The sequence below is a fragment of the Sphingobium psychrophilum genome (genome assembly GCF_012927105.1).
GTDB lineage: Bacteria > Pseudomonadota > Alphaproteobacteria > Sphingomonadales > Sphingomonadaceae > Sphingobium > Sphingobium psychrophilum.
The window spans coordinates 14931-35029 of record NZ_JABBFV010000019.1; the positions used below are offsets into that span (position 1 = coordinate 14931).

Genomic DNA, 20099 nt, shown 5'->3' on the forward strand with positions numbered 1-20099 from the left:
AGGCCGATCTTATTCGGCTGCTCCCATGTCGAGGCTGCGGCTAGGCCATATGGCATAGACATTCACGGAGACCGTTATGACCGCCGACAAGCCTGCTACATCGCCGCTCCCCTGGCTCCTCCTGCTCCTCTCCGTCACGACCGGGCTGGTCGATGCCATATCGGTACTCGGCCTTGGCAAAGTGTTCACGGCGAACATGACCGGCAACGTCGTCTTCCTGGGGTTCGCCGCCAGCGGCGCACCGGGGTTCAAGATCGCGCCTTATGTCTTCGCCATCGCGTCATTCATGGTCGGCGCGCTGATCGCCGGGCGCGTTGGCAAGCGCCATGCAGGCTCGCCCCTTCGCCGCTGGCTGCTCATCGCGGCTTCGGTCGAAGCCAGTCTCCTCTGGATCGCAGCTGGTGTCGCCGTCGGGTTCGACGTGGCCACGCAGACGCCCGGTACGAGCGTCTATATCATCATCACGCTGACCGGCCTCGCCATGGGCTTCCGCAACGCGACCATCCGCCAGCTCAAAGTGCCGGACCTCACCACGACGGTCCTTACGCTCACGATCACTGGCCTCGCGGCCGATTCCAGCGCCGCTGGCGGTTCCAACCCCAACTGGGCACGCCGTATCGGTAGCGTGACCGCCATCTTCCTGGGTGCGGCCATCGGCGCCTATCTCGTCACCCATGGTGGGCTGGTCGCTCCGCTCATCCTCGCCGGCGGGCTGATCTTCGCCGGCACGCTCGCCTGCACGCTGCACCCAGCCGCTGGTAAGCCCCTCTAATCCTCCAGTTCGCGCTCGATCCGGCGGTCAGGCGCGAGCCAGAACGCCAGCACCGCAACATAAAGAATGATCGCCACCGGCCGGGCGAAAAAGGCGGCGGGCACGGCAACTGCGTAAAGGGCAAGACTGATCTTGCCTTTCCAATCACGACCGATGGCCCTCCCTATCGCCGACTGACGGCCATTGCAGGCGATGATCGACCGCTCGGTGAGTTCATAGCCGATCGCTGCCATCCCCAGCACGACGCCATAGGACGCTGTCGCCATGGCCGAGAAGCCGCTGGCATCGAGCCACCGGATAACGAAGGGTACGAGCGAGAGCCAGAACAGCAGGAAGAGGTTTGCCCACAGCACGCGACCGTCAATCCGCTGGGTCGCCTGCATCAGGTGATGATGATTGTTCCAATAGAGCCCGACGTTGATGAAGGACAGAATATAGGCTAGCAGGATCGGCATGCTGTCCGACAGCGCTTCAAGCGTCCCGTCCTGTGGCACCTTCAACTCGAGCACCATGATCGTGATGATGATCGCGACTACGCCATCGGTGAACGCCTCGAGTCGGCCCGACCGCATGCCGCGCTTCGGCCTGCCTTCGGCCTGATTAGACATCGCCCATGCCCTCCAGTTCCTTGTCGTTGGCACCCAAAGCGACAAACTGATCGAGCAGCCAGGAGGCGGCAGGTCCAGGTGGAGCGTCCCGGCGCCAGACACCTGCAAAGCGGTAGGTTCCGCCGATGTGATCCGGCATCACGAGACGGACCAAGGTGCCATCAACAAGGTCGGGCTCGATCATCGGCAGCGGCATGTTGCCCCATCCAATCCCTTCGCGCAGCAGCGCGTGCTTCGCCCCCAGGTCTGCCAGCCGCCACGTCTTGGGGCTCATGACTGAGTAATCCTGCCCCTCGGTAAAGCGCGAGCGATCCGTCAGCACCAACTGGGTATGCTCGCGCCCGGCGCCAGGTGGAATGCGTTCCAAGCGGCCGAGCGGATGATCCGGCGCTGCCACCGGCACCATCAATACCGAACCGGCGGCAATGCACTCGACGCCCTCCACGCCGGCCGCCAGCGGCCCGGAAATGCCGATAGCCGCGCCCCGGTCCAGCACCATGGCGGTGATCGCGCCGAGCGCTTCGACATGGAGGCGCAACTGGACCGTTGGAAACTCGGTCGCGAAATTGCGCAGGACTTTCCCTAGCCGCTCGGACGGCAGCATGACATCGACGGCGAGGTCCACTTCCGCCTCCAGCCCGTCGAGTAGACCCTTCACCTTCGCGCGCAGTCCGTCGAAACCATGCGATATGCTGCGCGCCTCCGCGAGCAAGGCGCGTCCCTCGACTGTCAGCTGGGGTTTTCGCGTGCCCTCCCGGTCGAATAGCATCAGCCCGAGCTGTGCTTCCAGATTGGCGATACCATAGCTGATCACCGACACGGCGCGATTGAGCTTCCGCGCGGCAGCCGCGAAGCTGCCCAGATCGACGATGGTGAGGAAGATACGAAGCTGGTCAAAGGTCGGGGTACCGGGTGAATTCATTGTTCTACTTTCTCGAACGAATACAACGGATTTATGTATCTGCTTCGAAGTTATCGCAAGACGTAAAAGACATCCAACGACAGCCCGACGCTGTTCGAAAGGAGACATCACATGATCGAAGTTCGCCCATTCGCAGACCTTGGCGGTGCCAACCACGGCTGGCTCGACGCCAAGCATCACTTTTCGTTCGGCGGCTATCACGATCCGGCGCGTATGAGCTGGGGCAACCTGCGTGTCTGGAATGACGACACAATCGCGCCCAAGACTGGCTTCCCGCCGCACCCGCACCGCGACATGGAGATCATCACCTATGTCCGCGAAGGGGCCATCACGCACGAGGACAGCCTAGGCAATAAGGGCCGGACCGAGGCCGGTGACGTCCAGGTCATGAGTGCTGGATCCGGCGTGCGTCACTCCGAATATAATCTGGAGGATGTAACGACCAAGATCTTCCAAATCTGGATAGTGCCTACGAAGAACGGCGATGCTCCAAGCTGGGGTGCCCGTCCCTTTCCCAAAGGCGATCGGACTGGCCATTTCGTCACGCTGGCATCCGGCTACGAGAAGGACAATGACGCGCTACCAATCCGCACGGATGCCCGGATTGTCGCAGCAACGCTGAGAGCCGGCGAAAGCGCCGAATATCCGATCGGCAAGGACCGCAAAGCGTATCTCGTCCCCGCCACAGGCGCGATCAGGATCGATGACGTCCAGGTCAACGCCCGTGACGGCGCCGCAATCACGGATGTCGATGTCATTCGTGTAACCGCAGTCGAGGACAGCGAGATTGTCATGGTCGACGCTGCCTGAAAAAGGTTCTGGGAGGGCTGATTGCTCTCCCAGTTTCCCCGGCTTCAGACCAAATGATCGACATGTAAGCGCCAAAGGGTCCGTGATGGTGATTGCGCTCGCGGCCTGGGATTGCATATTGTTCACCACAGCAAGCCCTCCAATGCGCTTCGCGTTCGAAGGTCGCCTTACAGCCGAAGCGGTCGTTTGAGGCATTAGGTTAAATGACAGCTAATTCCCAAAGGCTTGGTCAACCCGGCTGGGAAAGACATAGTCATCGACCGTGCCGCCCCGCCGATCGAGCCAGGCCAGCAGGCTAGCCAGAGCATCGGGGAGCAGTTCGAACTGAACGGGGCGACCTGTTTTCTGCTGCATGACGATCGCATGCGTTCGGATGTGCGCCCGCTGACGATGTCGCCGATCTTGATCTACACCAAGTCGCAGCCCCGAAGCTCCTGTCGACCACGACAAGACATTCGATCTGTAGCAAATGGCGACCGCTTTTTTGGAAAGCGGTCGTTCGTCGAACGCAAAAGCGGCCCCATCAAGAAAGTGGCCGTTTTGCACGACCTGACATTTCTGCCCAAGCCGCAACTATCAACACAGTGAAGCCTGCCCAAGGCAATATTCCAGCCCCAACACGGTCGAGCAGGACGCCGCCGGCCAAAGCGCCGCCGGCAATTGCGGCGTTCCAGACGGTGACGATCATGGCTTGCGCGACATCGGCGGAAGGCCCCGCAGCACGGGCAGATGCGGTCTGGAAGAGGGTTGCCGCGCCGCCGAATGCCAGTCCCCAAACCATGGCCGAACCGTAGATGAGGATCGGCATACCCCCGGCCCAGGCTAGCGTCACGGATGATAGCAGAAACAGTGCGATGCTGGCGATGGTCAAGGGGCGGAGCCAGCGATCGATCAAGACACCTGTCACGAGAATACCCGCCACTGCTGCCCCCCCGAATGCCAGCAGCACGCGGTCGGCTTGGCCGACGAGACGAAGCTGGTCCAGCAGCGGCGCGACATAGGTGTAGAGGATATTGTGCGCGAGCACGAAGCTGAACGTGACCATCAGCACCGGTCGCACGCCGGGGATCTTGAAGACCTGCGCCAGCGACGGACGATCGGCGCGCGTCTCACCGTCAAAGTCCGGTACAACCGCTAGAATCCATATAGCCAGCATCAAGGCCACCGCGCTGAGCAACCCGAACGCCAACTGCCATCCCATCAGCATGCCTAAAAACGTACCTGCTGGAATACCGACGGATAGCGCCAGTGGCGTGCCCGACATAGCGATTGCCATAGCGCGCCCCGACAAGGCGGGCGGGGCTATGCGGGTCGCATAGCCCGCCAGCAATGCCCATAGCAGGCCAGCCGACACACCACCGATGAAGCGCCCGACAAGCGCGATGATGAAGCTTGTCGTCACGGCGGTGACCAGATTAGCGATGGCGAAGCCGATGATCGCGAAGAGCAATAACGGCCGCCTGCGCCAACTTCGCGTTGCCGCCGTCAACGGGATGGCGGCGGCCAGCGAACCGAGCGCATAGACGGTGATCCATTGTCCAGCCGAACCCTCGCTGACTCCCAACGTCGCACCGATCTGCGGAAGGAGGCCGGCAGGCAATGCCTCGGTCAGGATCGTCACGAAGCCGGCAAGCGCCAGGGCGCATAGTCCCGCGACAGGAAGCCGGTCGGTCCCGGCGGTCACGATGCGGATTTCGGCAGCACGAGATCGCCCACCGTGTAGGTGTGGAATTCGCTCGACGACACTTCGTCGAGCAGTGCGAACATCTCACGGAAAATCGGGTCGGCGAAGAACGTATCGACATCGCCGGCGTCGGCGATCGCCTCGATATTCACCACGGTCAGCCCATCAGTACTTCTGGCAAGATTGCTCCACTGAAAACCTGGCTGACGCTCTGCGACGTAGTGCACGACGTTTTGGATGAGACGGAAGGCCTCATCCTGCTTGCCCGGATGAACATGAATCACATTGACGATGAAGGTGGTGGGATTCGGATGAATGGCGAAGGTTGGGGTCATGAAGGCTTCCTCGAAATGGACCCATTCGAGATAGCCATTGGCAGATTTGATAACATTGCTCTGGTGTTCCGATGACTACGGAATATTATTCTGGTATCATGTCGATATGGACAGGCTCGCTGCGTTCGAAGCATTTATGCAATCCGCCGAAACCGGCAGCTTCGTGGCTGCCGGGCGCCAACTTGGTCTGTCGGCCTCGGCTGTCGGCAAGGCGGTGACCCGACTGGAGCAGCGCCTCGATGTGCGCCTGTTCCATCGCAACAAGCGAAACATGGCCCTGACCGAAGAAGGACGCATGTTTCTCGAACGCTGCCGGAGCATCTTCGAGGAAGTCGATGCCGCGGAGGCCGAACTGGCACACGCAAATTTGACGCCACGCGGGCGGCTTCGGGTAAGTCTTCCGCTGGTCGGCATGCTGCTCATGCCGGTGCTCACGGACTTCATGCGGGCGTGGCCGGAGGTGCAGATAGACCTCGATTTCTCCGATCGGCTCGTAGATGTGGTGGAAGAGGGTTTTGATGCTGTCATCCGGACCGGGCAGCCCTCGGATAGCCGATTGATGAGCCGCAACATCGGGCGCTTCCGGTTGAAGATCGTCGCTTCGCCGACCTATCTGGAACGGCATGGCGTACCTGTCGCGATCGATGACCTGATGCATCATCATTGCCTGCACCAGCGCTCACCCTCCACCGGCAAGATCCGCCATTGGCCGCTAGTGCGTCCGGAGCAGGGGAAGAAGATAGTCTTGCCGGAACGAATGAGCGCGACCGCCGTCGATCCGCTTGTTCACCTTGCCGTGGAGGGCATGGGCATCGCCTGCCTGCCTGCCGCCCTTCGCGATCCGCCAGGAGACCGCCGATGGGTCTCTCGTATCGATCATGGAAGACCTTGTTACAGAGCAGGACCAGTTTAACGTGCTCTGGGCGGCTAGTCGCCAGATGACGCCAAGGCTGAGAGCCTTCGTCGACTTCATGGCCGAACATCTCAACCCGCAGTGACGACAACTGCCTTACTGCCTGAAATCGGTGATGCCGTCCTCGGCCTCAGTCTTGCGTCTTAGTTCAATACCGCCATTCACGGATGTCTGCTTCTGCCGACCACGGCCATTCAATCCGGTGACGTTGAGCGACCGCAAAGTCCCACGACGCGGCGTTCGCTTCCGGTAGCAGTCGACCCTTATCGGACGCTAAGCCTGAAATTTTTGTTCCTCAGTTGCGGTCGGTCCGGTTTTTTCTGCGTTTCCCTTCAAGAGACGCCATGGTTTGGGGAAGGAGACGGGATATCTGATTGGAACGGACAGCGCGGGCGTGGCCGATATCGTGACTTCGACATTATGGACTACTATGGCGGATCGCTTTTCCGTCATCGCCATCACCTTGGACGAGACAGCGCCCCACGTCGCATCTATGTCGCGGCGGTTGCACAATAAGCCCGCCTTGGCGCAACTGAACAAGGCGTCAATCAGGGAATAGGGCGATGCCTATTGTGGCGGTGAGATCGAGAAATCCCTGCGCAGGGTTGCTGTGGAACAAAGGTAGCGAATAAATGCGGGCAGGCACCGCTTTCACAGGCAGGGCCAAGAAGGGCGGTGCTTTCAAGCTCACCCCTTGAATGGAAATCGCATTCGATCCATCTGACCGTCGCACAGCCTGCCATATGAGAGAGCAAAGACCATGACGACCGACATCGTGAGCGCCCCTGAAACGCATGCCTTCGAGGCGGACGTTTCAAAGTTGCTGCACATGATGGTGCACTCGGTCTATTCCGACAAAGACGTATTCCTGCGCGAGTTGATCTCCAACGCGGCCGACGCGTGCGAGAAACTGCGCTATGAGGCAATTTCCAATCCGGCCCTGTTCGGCGACGATCCCCAGCCGCGCATCACGCTGGCGCTCGACAAGGAAGCCGGGACAATCGTCGTCGAGGACAATGGTATCGGCATGAGCGCAGCCGACATGGGGGAGACGCTGGGCACGATCGCGCGGTCGGGGACCAAGGCCTTCATGGACAAGCTGACCGCTGACAAGAATGGTGAAGACCAGCAGTTGATCGGACAGTTCGGGGTCGGCTTCTATTCCGCTTTCATGGTGGCGGGGAACGTCGATGTCGTGTCGCGGCGTGCGGGAACTGATGAGGCCGCCAGCTGGTCGTCGGACGGCCTCGGAACATACACGATTGCGCCAGTCGACAAGGCGGAGGCGCCAGCGCGCGGCACGCGGGTGACCCTGCATCTGCTGGATGATGCAAAGACCTATGCCGAGCGTTACACGGTCGAGCGGATCGTGAAGGCGCAGTCGGGCCATGTCCCTGTGCCCATCTTCATCAAGGAGTTGGGCAGCGAAGAGGAAGAGCGCCAGGTCGCTGATGGGGCGGCACTGTGGACAAAAGCGAAGTCCGATATCAGCGAAGAGGATTATGCCGACTTCTACCGCAGCGTCGCGGGCCAATTCGACAAGCCCGCACTGACGCTCCACTATCGCGCGGAGGGGCGGCACGAATATTCGGTGCTGACTTTCATTCCCGAAACTAAGCCATTCGACCTGTTCGATCCCGACCGCAAGGGTCGGATCAAGCTCTATGTGCGCCGCGTCTTCATCACCGACGAGGCGGAAATCCTGCCTCGCTACCTGCGCTTTGTGCGGGGTCTTGTGGACTCCGCCGACCTGCCGCTCAACATGTCGCGCGAAATGATCCAGGACAGCCCCGTCTTGTCCGCGATTCAGAAGGGCGTGAGCAACCGCATCCTGTCGGAACTGGACAAGATCGCAACCAGCGACCCCGACCGCTATGGCGCGATCTGGGAGAATTTCGGGGCGGTGCTCAAGGAAGGCCTCTATGAGGATTTCGAGCGGCGCGCGCAGTTGCTGGGCCTTGCCCGGTTCAAGACCAGCACGTCGAACGGCGAGTGGCGCTCGCTCAAGGACTATGCGGCCTCCCTCAAGGACAACCAGACCGCGATCTATTATGCGACCGGGACCGATCTCGATCGCATCGCTCAATCGCCGCAGCTCGAGGGTTTCAAGGCGCGTGGGATTGAGGTTCTGTTGCTCCCCGACCAGGTCGACAGCTTCTGGACGACCGTTGGTGTGGATTATGACGGCAAGCCCTTCAAGTCGGTGACCCAAGGCGCGACTGACCTTAGCCTGATCCCCCTGGCTGAAGGCAGCGCAACGCCGGACGCGCCGAACGAGGATGTGAGCAGCTTCATTAGCTTCGCCAAGGACGTCCTGGCCGACCAGGTGTCCGATGTCCGGGTGTCCGACCGGTTGACGACCAGCGCCGTCTGCATCGTTGCGTCGGAAAGCGCGATGGACCTGCAGCTTGAGCGGATGCTGGCTGCGGCGGGGCAGGTGCCCGAGCGCGCAAAGCCGGTGCTGGAGGTCAATGCCGGCCATGCGCTTATCGCCAAGCTCGGCCAGACCGGAGCCAGCGATCAGGAGCGAGCCGACCTTGCGTTCCTGCTGCTTGACGAAGCGCGTATCGCAGAAGGGCAGCCGCCCGCCGATCCGCATGCTTTTGCGGAGCGGCTGGAGCGGTTGATGGCGAAATCACTGAACTGACGCATCATGTCCCGACAGCGAGGTTTGCACTTGTCTAAGGCCAGGCCGTGAAAAGCTTGGCCGGAGGCGGGAATAAGGGTGCCGATCGTTTCGCCGGTAAATGGGAACGGTCGACACCGGAAATCATGGCAGCGTCAAATGCCAGATCTGACCCTTTAAGCCGCCTTCCCGTGATCGACCCATTACAGCCATTTACGGTGGAAATTCGCGTTCCAGGTAGCCAACAGTCGCTTTTTCATTGTGAATGAGAAAGTCCCTCACCGCCAACCGTCTCCTTATGGAACGGTCGCCATTCAAGATCGTCAATGTCGATCAGCAGACGATGGACCGCAGATATTATGACTCATGAGACGGACAAGGCGTGGATGGAGCAGACTATCAATTTGGCAATGAGCAAAGGAAAATTTCCCGAGGATACGCCGATTGCAGCCATTATCGTGCTGGATGGAAAGATTCTCGCACGAGCAATCAACCAAACAGAGGAGCTATGTGACGCTACTGCCCACGCGGAGATGATGGCGTTCAGGAAAGCCGGCAAAGTGCACGGCGACATGGATCTGAGGGGGGCCACTCTCTATTCCACCCTACAGCCGTGTGGGATGTGCACGATGGCATCCATCTGGGCAAAGGTCGGGCGCATTGTCTACGGCGCGGGCCGGGACGATGTACACCGTATGTATTTCGAAGATCGTCATCTCGATACGATGAATTTCATCAAGGATGCTTGGCGCGAGGATTTGATGCTAGAGGGAGGATGCCTAAAGGAACAATGCGCGGCTCTATACTTCAAGCCGGACGATAACGTGCCGATCGAGATGCAAGGTAACATATAGGCAGAAGCAACTTGGGATCATGGCATGCAAACGTATAATTTGCGGCAGAGCGGCATATCTTACAACGACCCGGATCGGCCATTTTGCGGGCTTAGCAGCGGAAGGTCTGCTATTTCGGAAAACCAAACGCTGCTCCGTATATTATGGCGAATTATTTTCGGAATTCGGCCGGCCAACGAAATTTAATTTCAATCATGTAATATTCCAAATCATTGTGCGAAAATCTGTTTTCTATCATTTGTCATTGTGCTCTTTTCCTTCAATCAGCCGAGCCGCTTCGAGCAGACTTTTGCCGGTTTCCGATGCGGCATAAGCCGTCATGGTGACGGCTATACCATTCGGCCCGTCGAGCAGGACAAGGCCTTCCTCTACGCTCGCCTTGCCGGGCAGGGATTGAATGCCGGAATCTTCTGGCGAAATCATGCTAATAGCCTTTCGATGTCCGGACGACCGGATGTACTTTCGATGTAGAGATATGCGGGATTGAACTGCCCTCTACGGGCCAGGCCCTGAACGTCGAGAATTTCCACGAGCGATGAGCGAAAAATGCACAATCGCTCTTCCCGCAACTGCCGCAGCACGCGATTGGCGTGCACACTTGTTATGCCGCAGACTTCCGAAATATCTGCTTGCGTTATCCCCAGGGCGAAGCGCGTGCCGTCGCTCAGACCGGCGGAAACCAGGCGGGCATTGGTTTCGGACAGGAAATGCGCCACGCGCCCGACCGCATCCAGACGCCCCAGGCGGAACAGCCATGCCCTGTGCATTGCAGCGTCGAGGAGTGTGGAAAACCACAGCTTGCGCGTGAGTTCGGGCATGGCCGCATTGATCTCGTCCAGCGCTTTGTGGGGAATGACCGCAATCGTTGCAGCCGTCAGGCTGGCGACATCATGATCCAATATCTTCAGCGGATAGGCGTGCAAGTCCAGAAAATCTCCCGGCACTTGTACGGCGACGAGTTGCCGCATTCCTTCACGGTCGTCGAGATAGCGACACATGAAGCCTTCCAGAAGCAACATGCTTACGGACAGGGTTTCGCCAGCCTGCACGACAGTCTTGCGTGCCTCTATCGTCCGTATCTCGAAAATGGCTTTTTCCAGTACAGCCCGCTCATGAACATCCAGCTCGACGCCACGACGATCCCTGAGAAATTTGTCCGTAAACAATAGCGGCCCTTCATAGTGAAATGACTTGATTTTGAAATACAGAAACGGCCCGTGACGACGCCGTATCCGGCCGCCGGAAATAAATCGCTATGATGCACGTTAGTTTTGCGAGCGCCTCGGCAACTTGCTGAAGAGCGGTGGGTTATCTCTCCAAATGCTGCGGGTTTGCTCTGATGACCGGGGACTCGCATTTTAATTGATCATCGCTCCCTATGTGCTGGCCCTGCGTCCGGCACATCTCTCGTGCATTAGGATGCCCCATGGCCAAGTCCCCTTCGACTGTCGGTAAAGCCTCCGAGGCGCCCAAAAAGTCTCCCTCACCCGCGCCTGGCGAAATTATCTCGAACAGCTTTGCCGAACCGCAGGCAGAAGGTGGCGAAACGCATCAGTTTGCTGGAGGGGACGTCGCAGTCTTGACGACGGCGCATGGCATACCGGTCGCCGATGATCAGAACAGCCTGAAACAAGGCGCGCGTGGGCCCATTTTGCTTGAGGATTCCCATTTCCGCGAAAAAATGTTCCATTTCGACCATGAACGCATCCCCGAGCGCGTCGTCCACGCCCGCGGCTATGGTGCGCATGGCTATTTCGAACTGACGGAATCCCTTAGCGACGTCACCCGCGCGGATGTGCTTCAGCGGGTTGGCGAACGTGTACACGCATTCGTACGCTTCTCGACTGTCGCAGGGTCCAAGGGTTCGGCCGATCTAGCCCGCGATGTACGCGGCTTTGCCGTGAAGCTTTACACGCAGGAGGGCAACTGGGATATCGTCGGCAATAACATCCCGGTTTTCTTCATTCAGGACGCGATCAAATTCCCTGACCTGATCCACGCCGCCAAGCCGGAGCCTGACCGCGACTTCCCGCAGGCGCAGACCGCACATGATAATTTCTGGGACTTTATCAGCCTGACGCCCGAAAGCTTCCACATGGTCATGTGGACGATGTCGGACCGCGCTATCCCGCGCTCGCTGCGTATGATGGAAGGATTTGGCGTTCATACCTTCCGCCTCGTCAATGCGGACGGCAAATCCACCTTCGTCAAATTCCACTGGAAACCCAAGCAGGGCCTGCAGTCGGTCATGTGGAACGAGGCGGTCAAGATTAACGGCGCCGACCCCGATTTCCATCGTCGCGACCTGTGGGACGCGATCAATGCCGGGGATTTCCCCGAATGGGAGTTGGGGGTCCAGTTGTTTGACGATGCGTTCGCCGACAGCTTCGACTTCGACGTGCTGGACGCGACCAAGCTGATCCCCGAAGAACTGGTGCCGGTCTGCATCGTCGGGCGTCTGGTGCTGGACCGGGTGGTTGACAATTTCTTCGCCGAGACAGAGCAGGTCGCCTTCATGACCCAGAATGTCCCGCCGGGCATCGACTTTTCGAACGATCCGTTGCTCCAGGGCCGCAATTTTTCCTATCTGGATACCCAGATCAAGCGCCTTGGCAGCACCAATTTCAGCCATTTGCCGATCAATGCGCCCAAATGTCCGATGGCCCATTTCCAGCAGGACGGGCATATGGCCATGCGTAATCCCAAGGGTCGCGCCAATTATGAGCCCAATAGCTGGGGCGCCGCGCAGGGTGGGCCGCGCGAAGACCCCGCGCGCGGTTTCACCAGCTTCGCGCAGGACGCCGACGGTCCCAAACAGCGGGTGCGTTCGGAAAGTTTCGCCGATTATTACAGCCAGGCACGGCAATTCTTCACCAGCCAGACGCCGATCGAGCAGAAGCATATTGGCGACGCCATCGTGTTTGAACTCAGCAAGGTCGAACGCCCCGATATTCGTTCGCGCACGGTCTCCCACCTGCTCAACATCGACGCTAAGCTGGCGCAGACCGTCGCCGACGGGCTTGGCCTCCCCTTGCCCGATCCTGCGCAGGCCGCGCGGCCGACGATGATGGACCTGCCGCCGTCCGATGCGCTGAGCATCCTCAAGAACGGACCGGACAGCTTCAAGGGGCGCAAGCTCGGTATCCTGATGACCGACGGTGCCGATGCCGCCATCTTCAACGCGCTGGTCAAGGCGGTGGGAAAAGAGGGCGCGGTTTACGAGGTAGTCGCGCCCAAGATCGGCGGCGTGACCCTGTCGGATGGCACGGCGGTTGCGGCCAAACAGAAGATTGACGGCGGTCCCTCTGTTCTGTTCGATGCGGTTGCTGTAGTGGCGTCGGAAGAAGGCGCTGCGCTGCTGGCAATCGACGCGGCCGCCAAGGACTTCGTCACAGACGCCTTTGCGCATTGCAAATATATCGGCCTGACCGCCGAGGCGCAGGCCCTGTTTGAAAAGGCTGGGATAGCCGATGATCTGGACGAAGCCTGCCTTCCGCTGGCGACGGCCAAGGACGCCGGCGCTTTCATCGCCGCCTGTCGCGCATTGCGCCACTGGCCGCGCGAACTGGCGGTCGATCTGGACGCCCAGCCCGCCGCCTGATCGCGGACCTTTACGAAAATCGATGGGGGGATGGCTTCGCGCCATCCCCCACCAAGCGTATGACAGGATGACACTCTATGCGGATCGGCATTATCGCCCATCTTAAACATCCGATTGCCGAACCCTTCGCCGGTGGGCTGGAAATGCACACGCATTTGCTGGCGCGGTCGCTGCGGGATCGTGGCCATGCGGTCACTTTGTTCGCTTCATCCCGATCGGAGCCTGGGATCGGCCTGGAAGCGATCTGCACCGAAACGGCGATCCAGACGGTAGGTACGACAGAAGCGAGCGACGTGCCCTTCTTTCGTGAGCATCACGCCTATCTCAGCCTGATGATCGACCTGCGCCATCGCGATTTCGACATCATCCACAATAATTCGCTGCATTATCTGCCCGTCGCGATGGCTGACAGCCTGCCGATGCCGATGGTGACGACGCTGCACACGCCACCTTTTTGCTGGCTGGAAAGCGGCATCCGCCTTTGTGCTGCGCGCAACCATAGTTTCGTTGCCGTGTCCCGCTCGGTTGCCGCTCTTTGGAACCATGTAACCCATAGCGACGCGGTGATATGGAACGGCATTGACCTGCAAAAATTCGCTTTCCATCCTCGGCCCGACGTTGATCCCTATCTGGTCTGGTACGGCCGCATCGTCCCGGAAAAGGGATTGCATCTGGCGATCGAAGCTGCCCGGCAGGTCGGCCTTCCGCTCAGGATTGCGGGGCCGATCCTTGACGATGATTATTACCAGACACAGATCGCGCCATCGCTGGGCGAGGATGTCACCCATGTCGGACATCTGGCGCATCAGCAACTGGCCCGGCTTGTGGGCGGCGCGGCGGCCTTTCTCTGCACGCCCATGTGGGACGAACCTTATGGGCTTGTCGTTGCAGAGGCGCTCGCCTGCGGCGTGCCGGTCGCGGCCTTTGCGCGCGGGGCGGTGCCGGAGATATTGGATGCGACGTGTGGTGTGCTGGCCACCCCGGACGATGTCGCCTCGCTTGCCAAGGCAGCGCTGTCGGCGCTGGCGCTGGGCCGCCGCGCGTGCCGGACCAGAGCGGAACAGATGTGCGATGCCGACCGCATGGTCGATAATTATGAGGCGCTCTATCTGCGCCAGATCGACAGGGCGGCGGCACCCGCCTGTAACGACCGTACAGCATCGATCCACCTGATGCCGTCGACGCTCCCGTCCCATGCGTCGCTTGACACAAGATCGGCCTCTCATGGCTGACCCCAACCCAATGACCCTGTGCGTCTGCGTTCCTGCGCGGAACGAGGCGGCGCGGTTGCCGATGTTGCTCGACGCGCTGGCGATGCAGGACTGGCCCGGTCCGATTCCTGTTGCGATCGCGATCAACAACAGCACGGACGACAGCCGGGCTGTGGTCGAATCGGCCCGCGTCCGCTACGCTAAACGGCTGGCCGTCCACATCAGCGAACGCACCTTCGCGCCAGGCCTCGCCCACGCCGGATCGGCCCGTCGGCTGGCGATGGATACGGGCCTTGGCCTGCTGCCCGCGCTGGACGGCGCAGCCCTTGTGAGCACGGACGCCGATAGCCGACCGCCGATGGACTGGTTGCGCAATATCGCTGCTGCCTTCGCGCGGGGGGCCGACATGGTTGGCGGCCGGGTCGATATCGATGGCAACGAACCGTTGCCACCGCGGGTGCATCGCTTGCGCACGGCATGGGACCGATATTGGGCGGAAGTCCGTGCCATCGAGGATACGATCGATCCTCTGCCCTGGGACGCGGCGCCCCGCCATGGCGACCATACCGGCGCATCGCTCGCCATCCGGGCAGAGCTTTATCTGGCCTGCGGCGGCGTTCCGGCCATAGCGAGCGGAGAGGATCGCGCGCTGGTTGCAGCGGCGCTGGCGCTGGGCGCGCGCCTTGTTCATCCCCCTGCGGTTTACACTCGCGTTTCGCCGCGGCTGGAGGGACGCGCGGAAGGGGGCATGGCGATCGCGATGCAGACATTGTTCGCCAGCGCCCAAGCGGATGCTGCGCCCCTGGCGCCTGGCTTCAACCATTGGCGCGAGCGTGCGCACTGGCGCAAGCATTTGCGTGCGCAGCCCGATGGCGCTGCTTTGATCGCCCGGCGGGAACCGCTGTTGCCCCCGATGCCGCATGACATGATGCTGGACCTCCAGCCATGACCCGCCGCCCCATCGGCTATTATGTCCATCATCATGGCGCAGGGCATCGAGCGCGGGCGGAGGCGATTGCCGCCGCCATCGACTGGCCAATAGTCCTGCTGGGTACGGGGCTGGGTACGGCTGGGATCGACCTTGATGATGACCGGCCCATTTCCGGTCGCTTCGACGGGGTGGACGAAACGGCTTCACGCCCCGCCGCCCTGCACTATGCGCCTCTTGACCATAATGGCGTGCGGTCGCGCGTGGCCAGGATTACCCGGTGGATAGCAACCGAACGTCCTGCGCTGATGGTCGTCGATGTCTCGGTCGAAGTGGCGATGCTGTCGCGCCTCGCATCGGTGCCCACCATCTATGTGCGGCTCAACGGCGACCGCATCGATGCGGTGCATCTCGACGCTTTCCGCGGTGCGACGGCATTGATTGCGCCGTTTCACCGCGATCTGGAAATGGCATTGATGCCTGCGTGGATCAGGGACAAGACCTGCTATCTGCCCGGCATCACGGCCGCCGCCTATCCAACTGCCCGACAGGACAACCGCATCCTGGTGGTGATCGGCCGGGGCGGGCCGCCGGGCGATGGCGCGGCGATTGCCCAGGCCGCGCGGGCCTGCCCGGATATGGACTGGCGCGTGATCGGTCCGGTGACCCCGTCGGCCGATCGACCCGCCAATCTCGATCTGGCTGGATGGGTTGACGATCCGGGCCGGGAAATCGCCCGCGCCGGGCTGATCATCGGCGCGGCCGGGGACGGGCTGGTGAATGCGGTCCTCGCCGCCGACAGCCCCTTCCTCTGCATCCCGCAGGACCGGCCCTATGGCGAGCAGAGGGCGACGGCGCGCGCGCTGCACGCGCTGGGCGCGGCGATGACGCTCGAAACATGGCCGTCCCCCGACCAATGGCCATCTTTGATCCGTCAGGCAAAGGCACTGCCGCCCCACGCTCGCAACCGCCTGCACGATCCTCGTGGCGTCGACGCCGCAGCGACCTGGCTCGCGACGATGGCCGCCGCTGCGGTCGATCAACTGGAGCCTGTCGCATGACCCTGTCCCGCCATCCCCGTTCCGGCATCGACACGCCGATCATGCGCGCCGAGGCAATCACGCCCGCCCTCGTCGCGCTTGGCAGTCGCTATGATGCTGCGCCGGTCTTTCCTTTGGAGAGCATGAAAGCGCTCGTCGCCGCGGATATCCATCGCACCTTCGCCCCACCCGAAAGCGGCGGCGCGGCGTTTGACGATGCTGCCTCCCGAAACCAGTGCCTGACGACCGTCCTGCGCATCATCGGTCGCGCGGACCTCAGCGTCGGGCGACTCTATGAAGGCCATGTCAACGCACTCGCGCTGTTCGACTGGTTTGGCTCCCCCGCACAAAAGGCCGATCTGGGGCAGAAACTCGCTCAGGGCGCCTTTTATGGGGTGTGGGCCACCGAGCCACAGCCGGGCGTGCAACTTTGCCAATCGGCACTTCATGGGTGCAAATCCTTCGCGACCGGCGCTGGCGGCCTCGCCTATGCCGTCATCACCGCGCAGCCCGAACAGGGGGAGCGACGACTGGTCGTCGTTCGGGCCGATGAAACCGCCCGGACCGACCTGTCACAATGGCGGGTCAGGGGTATGCGGGCAACCGGCAGCGGCGTCTATGACCTGGAGGGTATGGCGGTCGATCCGTCCCACCTACTCGGCCAGCCCGGCGATTATGATCGTGAACCCCGCTTCACGACCGGCGCCTGGCGCTTCACCGCCGTGCAACTGGGCGGGATAGAGGCGCTGTTGACCGAAATCCGGCTTGCCATGTCCGACGCGGCGCGCGCCGATCCGCTGCAACGCGCCAAATTCGCTGATGCGGTTGCCGCAACCCGGACCGCCTACCTATGGGTCCGCGAATGCGCGCTTAGGGCAGCACATGACGATGGCGATGGCCCCGCCTTCGCCCGCATGACGCGCGGCGTCGTGGAGCGTGCGGGTCTGGACGTTATGGAACTGGCGGCCCGGATCACCGGCACGCGCAGCGCAATGGATGGGCAACGGATTGACAAGATCATCCGCGACCTCAGCCTCTATCTGCGGCAGGGCGGTCCTGACTATGCCCGCGATCAGGCTGCGCTCGCCTGGCTAGATCATGACGCATGGGGCGCGGAGGATGCCTTGTGGTAAGCCTCTCCTTGTCTGCTAAACCCTGGCGCAAGATGCGCTGGTTAGTCCTTGCGCCGCATCCCGATGACGAGACGCTGGGGGCTGGCGCGCTTATCGCGCAGACGGCGAAGGCGGGGCGACTGGCGGGCCTTGTCTATCTCACCGACGGGTCTGGATCGCATGAGACAGCGAAGGGCCAGTCGGGAAAGTTGGTGAGCAGCCGCAAGCGCGAAGCCGCCGCCGCCTTGCACCGCCTGACCGGTAGCCGCCGCCAATCGCCACTACATCTTGACTGGAAAGATGCTGCTCCCGCTCAGCCGGGCTGTCGGGCATTTGAACGGACCGTTCGGCGGTTGACCGCCTTTTGCCGGCGCTGGCACGTCGATGCGCTTGCCGTCACCGCTGCCCATGAACCCCATTGCGATCATGAGGCCGCAGCACAACTGGCCTACACAGTGGAGAAACGCGCCAGAGGCAGGCTGGTCGTCGCCGAATATGTCGTCTGGTCGCAGGCCCCCGACTCCCGAACCCATCGGATGCTGTACACAGCGCCCATGCTACGTGGGCAACGCCGTCATGCTCTGGCCGCGCACCGAAGCCAGCTTACCGCGTCCCACGGTCCCGGCTTCCGGCTGCCTGCCTACCGTCGTGCCATGCCTGCCAGCGATATCCTCTACCTGCGGAGAGCCTCATGACGCGGCACAAGACCAGCCTGGGTCACGATTATTTCGAGACGATGTTTCGCGCGACCGACGATCCCTGGGAACTGGAAAGCAGCGCCTATGAGCAGGATAAATATGCTCATAGCATCCGCGCCCTGGCCGGACGGACCTATGGATTGGGCTTCGAGATTGGATGCGCAAAAGGCGTCCTGACGCAGTCGCTGGCGCTACATTGCCACGCGTTGTTGGCGATCGACGTCAGCGAAACCGCGCTCGAGGCTGCCCGCGCGCGCTGTGCCATGTTCGACCATGTCTCCTTTGGCCAAATGGCTTTCCCGGGACAGGCACCTATGGGCGGTGCCTTCGACCTCACCATCCTGTCCGAAGTTGCCTATTATTGGGATGATGACGACATCGGCCGCGCCGCCCGGTGGATCGCCGACCATATAGCGCCCGGTGGGGACATATTGCTCGTCCACTGGACAGGCGACACCGACTATCCCCAGAGCGGGAATGATGCGGTGCGCAAATTGCAGGCCGCACTCGGCTCTGCCGTCACCGTCATCACGGCCCAACGGATGCCCCACTACCGCCTGGACCTGTGGCGCGCGCACGCATGACCCTGAGCGTCCTCACCATCGTCAAGGACCGGTCGGCCCATCTAGCGCAACTGATCGAAGGTCTGCGCCGCAGCACGCATCGCCCCGACGAGCTCATTATTGTCGACATGGCCAGCAGTCCGCCGATCAGTGCCGAACAAGCGCGCTTCCCGATTCAGATCCTGCGTCTCGATGGCCCCGGACTACCACTCGCAGCAGCCCGGAACGCCGCCGCACGGGCGGCCAGCGGGCAAAAGCTGTTGTTCCTGGACGTCGACTGCATCCCGATGCGCGCGCTGACCGGGGCCATCGCGCAATGCCTCACCGACCATGATGCGCTGATTTGCGCCGACATACGCTATCTTGGCCCCAACGATGCCCGTGGTGAATGGGAGGAGGCCAATCTCCTGTCGCGCGCGCAAGGTCATCCGGTTCGACAATTTCCTACAAACGGAGTGCGGCAAGAGGATAATGCCGGTCTTTTCTGGTCGCTGGCGTTCGGCATCCATCGCCAGCGATTTCTGGATATGGGTGGTTTTGACGAAGCCTTTACCGGCTATGGCGGTGAAGATACCGACTTCGGGTTCCGTGCGCGGGCGGCAGGCTTGCCCCTGTTATTCATGGGTGACGCTGGTGCCTTTCATCAATATCACGACGTTTTCGACCCTCCGCTCCAGCATCTGAAAGATATCGTCCGCAACGCCAGCCTTTTTCGAGCACGATGGAATATATGGCCGATGAAAGGATGGCTCGACGCCTTCGAGAAGGCGGGTTTGATTGGACGGTGCGGGGACATGATCCATGTGCTTCGCCAACCAAGCGACCTCGAAATTAGGCTTGCACGAATGTCGCCGCCTGTCTCGCCCTGACAGAAAGCGGCAGAATCGTCTCCGCTGGCCCGGTTCAACCTCCCATCGAATGTAGTCGCCTTGTTCCAAACAGATCGCGTAACCATTGTTTATAGGAACGTGTCCCGTAGAAGGGGCGCGTGGGGTGCCGTATTGCTCCAACAAGAGCGTTTGGCGGGGGCGAGTTCATAATCTGAGGTTGGGGTTTCCTATGATGAATGGAATCACAGCACTGATCAGCCCGCCACGCCAGTGTGTACCGGACGAGATGATAATAAAGAGACTCGGATTTGCGCGCGTCAGTGTCAACTTACCTCGATTTGATTCCGAAGCTAACGGTCGCAAATGTACCACTTCTTGCTGTAAAACGGATGGCCCAAGGCACCCTACAGCCGGCCGCTATCGGACCGGCTGTCACAAGTGTTGGAGAGCGGCAAAAGTAACCCCGCCGCGGATAATGTCGACGGTGGGGTCGTAGTTCAGGGAGGTGTCGCTCCAAAGGGGGGGAGCGACAGTCTTGGTATGGTTCGCGCCGGTGACATTACAATGACTGAACCGTTTGTCGCTTGTCGGC

The 20099-nt window shown here is 61.1% G+C and carries 20 protein-coding genes and 1 pseudogene; 14 read left to right on the plus strand and 7 right to left on the minus strand.

Going from position 1 to position 20099, the window contains the following annotated elements; genetic code table 11:
• The first annotated feature begins 76 nt into the window (after positions 1-76).
• Positions 77-772 carry a YoaK family protein gene (locus HHL08_RS19610; protein WP_169574711.1) on the plus strand — a complete coding sequence of 232 codons (696 nt, stop codon included), beginning with the start codon at positions 77-79 and terminating at the stop codon, positions 770-772.
• On the opposite strand, the gene HHL08_RS19615 is transcribed toward HHL08_RS19610, so the two are convergent.
• Both HHL08_RS19615 and HHL08_RS19620 read right to left on the minus strand, forming a co-directional pair.
• Positions 769-1380: a TMEM175 family protein gene (locus HHL08_RS19615; RefSeq protein WP_235955171.1), complete on the minus strand. Its 612-nt coding sequence runs from the start codon at positions 1378-1380 to the stop codon at positions 769-771. The two genes, HHL08_RS19610 and HHL08_RS19615, sit on opposite strands and share 4 nt — an antisense overlap.
• Positions 1373-2302: a LysR family transcriptional regulator gene (locus HHL08_RS19620; RefSeq protein WP_169574713.1), complete on the minus strand. Its 930-nt coding sequence runs from the start codon at positions 2300-2302 to the stop codon at positions 1373-1375. Before HHL08_RS19620 ends, HHL08_RS19615 begins: the two co-directional genes overlap by 8 nt.
• 111 nt (positions 2303-2413) lie before the next feature.
• Here HHL08_RS19620 and HHL08_RS19625 point away from each other — a divergent pair, with 111 nt between their 5' ends.
• Positions 2414-3112, plus strand: coding sequence for a pirin family protein (locus HHL08_RS19625; RefSeq protein WP_169574714.1), 699 nt, complete (start codon positions 2414-2416; stop codon positions 3110-3112).
• Positions 3113-3337: 225 nt separating this feature from the next.
• Here the strand turns inward: HHL08_RS19625 and HHL08_RS19630 are convergent.
• From HHL08_RS19630 to HHL08_RS19640, 3 genes and pseudogenes are all read right to left on the minus strand, one after another.
• Positions 3338-3567, minus strand: a pseudogene (locus HHL08_RS19630) (integrase); the annotation flags it as partial.
• Between the two features lie 68 nt (positions 3568-3635).
• Positions 3636-4796, minus strand: a complete 1161-nt coding sequence (locus HHL08_RS19635) for an MFS transporter (protein WP_169574715.1) — start codon at positions 4794-4796, stop codon at positions 3636-3638.
• Positions 4793-5131 (minus strand): antibiotic biosynthesis monooxygenase family protein, encoded by a 339-nt coding sequence (locus HHL08_RS19640; RefSeq protein ID WP_169574716.1) that lies wholly within the window; start codon positions 5129-5131, stop codon positions 4793-4795. Before HHL08_RS19640 ends, HHL08_RS19635 begins: the two co-directional genes overlap by 4 nt.
• A gap of 106 nt (positions 5132-5237) precedes the next feature.
• On the opposite strand from HHL08_RS19640, the gene HHL08_RS19645 reads away from it, so the two are divergent.
• From HHL08_RS19645 to HHL08_RS19655, 4 genes are all read left to right on the plus strand, one after another.
• Positions 5238-6044, plus strand: a complete 807-nt coding sequence (locus HHL08_RS19645) for a LysR family transcriptional regulator (RefSeq protein ID WP_206377992.1) — start codon at positions 5238-5240, stop codon at positions 6042-6044.
• 349 nt (positions 6045-6393) lie between these two features.
• A complete protein-coding gene (locus tag HHL08_RS26305) occupies positions 6394-6603 on the plus strand; it encodes a hypothetical protein (protein ID WP_408021795.1) in 210 nt (69 codons plus the stop codon).
• Between the two features lie 201 nt (positions 6604-6804).
• The gene (htpG, locus tag HHL08_RS19650) at positions 6805-8691 is read left to right on the plus strand and encodes a molecular chaperone HtpG (RefSeq protein ID WP_169574717.1); all 1887 of its coding nucleotides are present in this window, start codon (positions 6805-6807) and stop codon (positions 8689-8691) included.
• Positions 8692-9029: 338 nt separating this feature from the next.
• On the plus strand, positions 9030-9524 hold the full coding sequence (locus HHL08_RS19655; RefSeq protein WP_169574718.1) for a nucleoside deaminase: 495 nt from the start codon (positions 9030-9032) through the stop codon (positions 9522-9524).
• A 234-nt stretch (positions 9525-9758) separates the two neighbouring features.
• Here HHL08_RS19655 and HHL08_RS19660 read toward each other — a convergent pair whose 3' ends face one another.
• Together HHL08_RS19660 and HHL08_RS19665 are read right to left on the minus strand one after the other, a co-directional pair.
• On the minus strand, positions 9759-9947 hold the full coding sequence (locus HHL08_RS19660; protein WP_169574719.1) for a hypothetical protein: 189 nt from the start codon (positions 9945-9947) through the stop codon (positions 9759-9761).
• Complete coding sequence (locus HHL08_RS19665) at positions 9944-10690, minus strand: Crp/Fnr family transcriptional regulator (protein ID WP_169574720.1); 747 nt, start codon at positions 10688-10690, stop codon at positions 9944-9946. Before HHL08_RS19665 ends, HHL08_RS19660 begins: the two co-directional genes overlap by 4 nt.
• 260 nt (positions 10691-10950) lie before the next feature.
• Here HHL08_RS19665 and katE point away from each other — a divergent pair, with 260 nt between their 5' ends.
• The 8 genes from katE to HHL08_RS19705 all read left to right on the plus strand — a co-directional run bounded on the left by katE (position 10951) and on the right by HHL08_RS19705 (position 19546).
• Positions 10951-13125, plus strand: coding sequence for a catalase (gene katE, locus HHL08_RS19670; RefSeq protein ID WP_206377993.1), 2175 nt, complete (start codon positions 10951-10953; stop codon positions 13123-13125).
• Positions 13126-13202: 77 nt separating this feature from the next.
• Complete coding sequence (locus tag HHL08_RS19675) at positions 13203-14357, plus strand: glycosyltransferase family 4 protein (protein ID WP_169574721.1); 1155 nt, start codon at positions 13203-13205, stop codon at positions 14355-14357.
• Positions 14350-15285 (plus strand): glycosyltransferase, encoded by a 936-nt coding sequence (locus HHL08_RS19680; RefSeq protein WP_169574722.1) that lies wholly within the window; start codon positions 14350-14352, stop codon positions 15283-15285. The genes HHL08_RS19675 and HHL08_RS19680 overlap by 8 nt, the downstream gene beginning before the upstream one ends.
• Positions 15282-16325, plus strand: a complete 1044-nt coding sequence (locus HHL08_RS19685) for a glycosyltransferase (protein WP_169574723.1) — start codon at positions 15282-15284, stop codon at positions 16323-16325. The genes HHL08_RS19680 and HHL08_RS19685 overlap by 4 nt, the downstream gene beginning before the upstream one ends.
• A complete protein-coding gene (locus HHL08_RS19690; protein WP_169574724.1) occupies positions 16322-17437 on the plus strand; it encodes an acyl-CoA dehydrogenase family protein in 1116 nt (371 codons plus the stop codon). Before HHL08_RS19685 ends, HHL08_RS19690 begins: the two co-directional genes overlap by 4 nt.
• An 8-nt stretch (positions 17438-17445) precedes the next feature.
• Complete coding sequence (locus HHL08_RS19695) at positions 17446-18111, plus strand: PIG-L deacetylase family protein (protein ID WP_235955173.1); 666 nt, start codon at positions 17446-17448, stop codon at positions 18109-18111.
• Positions 18108-18698: an SAM-dependent methyltransferase gene (locus tag HHL08_RS19700; protein WP_169574725.1), complete on the plus strand. Its 591-nt coding sequence runs from the start codon at positions 18108-18110 to the stop codon at positions 18696-18698. The genes HHL08_RS19695 and HHL08_RS19700 overlap by 4 nt, the downstream gene beginning before the upstream one ends.
• Positions 18695-19546, plus strand: a complete 852-nt coding sequence (locus HHL08_RS19705; protein WP_206377994.1) for a glycosyltransferase family 2 protein — start codon at positions 18695-18697, stop codon at positions 19544-19546. Before HHL08_RS19700 ends, HHL08_RS19705 begins: the two co-directional genes overlap by 4 nt.
• The last annotated feature ends 553 nt before the right edge of the window (positions 19547-20099 follow it).

Bases quoted from the DNA above. Each gene is read 5' to 3' on its own strand.
- katE (WP_206377993.1), top strand. From the start codon at position 10,951: ATGGCCAAGTCCCCTTCGACTGTCGGTAAAGCCTCCGAGGCGCCCAAA.
- HHL08_RS19610 (WP_169574711.1), top strand. From the start codon at position 77: ATGACCGCCGACAAGCCTGCTACATCGCCGCTCCCCTGGCTCCTCCTG.
- HHL08_RS19625 (WP_169574714.1), top strand. From the start codon at position 2,414: ATGATCGAAGTTCGCCCATTCGCAGACCTTGGCGGTGCCAACCACGGC.
- HHL08_RS19690 (WP_169574724.1), top strand. From the start codon at position 16,322: ATGACCCTGTCCCGCCATCCCCGTTCCGGCATCGACACGCCGATCATG.
- htpG (WP_169574717.1), top strand. From the start codon at position 6,805: ATGACGACCGACATCGTGAGCGCCCCTGAAACGCATGCCTTCGAGGCG.
- HHL08_RS19705 (WP_206377994.1), top strand. From the start codon at position 18,695: ATGACCCTGAGCGTCCTCACCATCGTCAAGGACCGGTCGGCCCATCTA.
- HHL08_RS19645 (WP_206377992.1), top strand. From the start codon at position 5,238: ATGGACAGGCTCGCTGCGTTCGAAGCATTTATGCAATCCGCCGAAACC.
- HHL08_RS19620 (WP_169574713.1), bottom strand. From the start codon at position 2,302: ATGAATTCACCCGGTACCCCGACCTTTGACCAGCTTCGTATCTTCCTC.
- HHL08_RS19680 (WP_169574722.1), top strand. From the start codon at position 14,350: ATGGCTGACCCCAACCCAATGACCCTGTGCGTCTGCGTTCCTGCGCGG.
- HHL08_RS19685 (WP_169574723.1), top strand. From the start codon at position 15,282: ATGACCCGCCGCCCCATCGGCTATTATGTCCATCATCATGGCGCAGGG.
- HHL08_RS19675 (WP_169574721.1), top strand. From the start codon at position 13,203: ATGCGGATCGGCATTATCGCCCATCTTAAACATCCGATTGCCGAACCC.
- HHL08_RS19640 (WP_169574716.1), bottom strand. From the start codon at position 5,131: ATGACCCCAACCTTCGCCATTCATCCGAATCCCACCACCTTCATCGTC.
- HHL08_RS19655 (WP_169574718.1), top strand. From the start codon at position 9,030: ATGACTCATGAGACGGACAAGGCGTGGATGGAGCAGACTATCAATTTG.
- HHL08_RS19615 (WP_235955171.1), bottom strand. From the start codon at position 1,380: ATGTCTAATCAGGCCGAAGGCAGGCCGAAGCGCGGCATGCGGTCGGGC.
- HHL08_RS19700 (WP_169574725.1), top strand. From the start codon at position 18,108: ATGACGCGGCACAAGACCAGCCTGGGTCACGATTATTTCGAGACGATG.
- HHL08_RS19660 (WP_169574719.1), bottom strand. From the start codon at position 9,947: ATGATTTCGCCAGAAGATTCCGGCATTCAATCCCTGCCCGGCAAGGCG.